At 64.7% G+C, this 1,589-nt stretch carries 2 protein-coding genes; both read right to left on the reverse strand.

All coding sequences use genetic code 11. The features are described from left to right. The coding region (locus AC3XYG_RS08085; protein WP_489139302.1) for a calcium-binding protein at positions 1-1,088 on the reverse strand (1,088 nt) is incomplete at its 3' end. A gap of 234 nt (positions 1,089-1,322) precedes the next feature. Then, positions 1,323-1,589 (reverse strand): M10 family metallopeptidase C-terminal domain-containing protein (locus tag AC3XYG_RS08090; protein WP_489139303.1); only part of this gene is annotated, 267 nt, incomplete at its 5' end.

The raw sequence follows: 1,589 nt of genomic DNA on the forward strand, positions 1-1,589 counted from the left end.
CCGAAACCGATACCGCCCAGCAGGTTCACCACCACCCCGGCGGCCGATCCGGCATAGGACGCGGTGTCGATGCCCAGGCCGCCATCCAGCGTATCCGCCCCGGCGCCGCCTTCGAAGCGGTTCTGCTCGGCGCCGCCGGCCAGCGTGTCGGCGAAGTGCGAGCCGACGATGTTCTCGATGCCGCTGAAGCGGACCCCCTGGGCATCGCCGCCCTGGCCAGAGCCATTCGGCAGATTGATCTGCACGGCGGCGGCGGATGCAGCAAAGGTGGTCGTGTCGATGCCCGCTCCACCATCCAGAGAAAGGGTGCCGGCGCTGCCCGCGAGCCAGTCATCGCCGTTGCCGCCAGAGAGATAGTCGTGCCCACCACCACCGTTGATCCGGTCGTTGCCGTCCGAGCCATTGAGGTAGTTGTCTCCCGCATTGCCGATCAGAAGGTCGTCACGCCCGGACCCGTTGACACCGTCGATGTTCCGCAGCACATCGCCTTCGGCATCGCCGCCGGAGCCCCTGCCGGTGACCAGGTTCACAGTCACTCCGGCTGAGGAGCCGTAGTAGAAGGCGATAGAAGAAGGACCGTCACTCGCCACGCCGCCGATGAGGGTGTCGGCCCCGGCCCCGCCATCCAGCGAGCCCTCCCTCTTCAAGGTCAGGATGTCGTTCCCGGCCCCGCCGCTGAGCGAGGAATCGAGGAGAGACGAGTCTGCCGTCAGGATGTCGTCGAACGCCGAACCGATCAGCCCGTCGATGTTGGAGATCCCGTCACCCTGGGCATCGCCGCCGAGGGCCGTATGGGCAGTCAGGTCGACCCTGACGCCGGCGGCCGAGCTGGCATAGGACGCAATGTCCGTGACCCCGGAGCTGCCCAGGATCTGATCGCCGCCCGAACCACCCTCGAGCGTGCTGACGAAACCTCCGGTGGTGCCGGCCGCCGTGTTGTCCAGCACGTCGTTGCCGGCGCCACCGAAGAGATTGTTCGAGCCCGAGCCGCCATTCAGGTTGTCGTTGCCGTCCAGCCCGTAGATCTGGTCGTCGCCGCTGGTACCATGCAGGATATCATTGCCGCTCGTGCCGATAATCGTAGCCATCGATATATCCCCCAAAGATGCAAGGAAGACCAAAGCAGGGACGACCCCGGGGCACCTACTCGCCACAATCCGCCGATGGCGACGCCGCCCGGGCAAATGCTACCGAGCCAGTGCCCGATGAAAATGAGTTTCGATGAAAAGCCACGCCAGCAGATAGCATAAGTATGGTGAAAATCGGTCGGATACGGGAAACAGAACGTCCCGGACCGATTGCCCGGTCCGGGACAGATCGGTTCAGAGCAGCAGGTCGGATGCGGCCAGCGAGAAGCCCTGGACCTTGATCACCATCTCGGCCAGGCCATTGCCGTTGATGTCGAGCAGAACCTCCGTGCCGCCATTAATGAAGTGGAGGATCGCCTCATGTCCCGCGCCGGTGAACACGCCGCCGGTGACGATGGTAAAGGCGGTGTCGCCATTGGCGGCATTGCCGTCGGCGTCGATCGGCCGGAGGTCGATCTTGTCGCCCTGAACCCGGGAGAAGTCGGTGATGGTGTCGACCTC

It is taken from the genome of Inquilinus sp., from assembly GCF_057815775.1.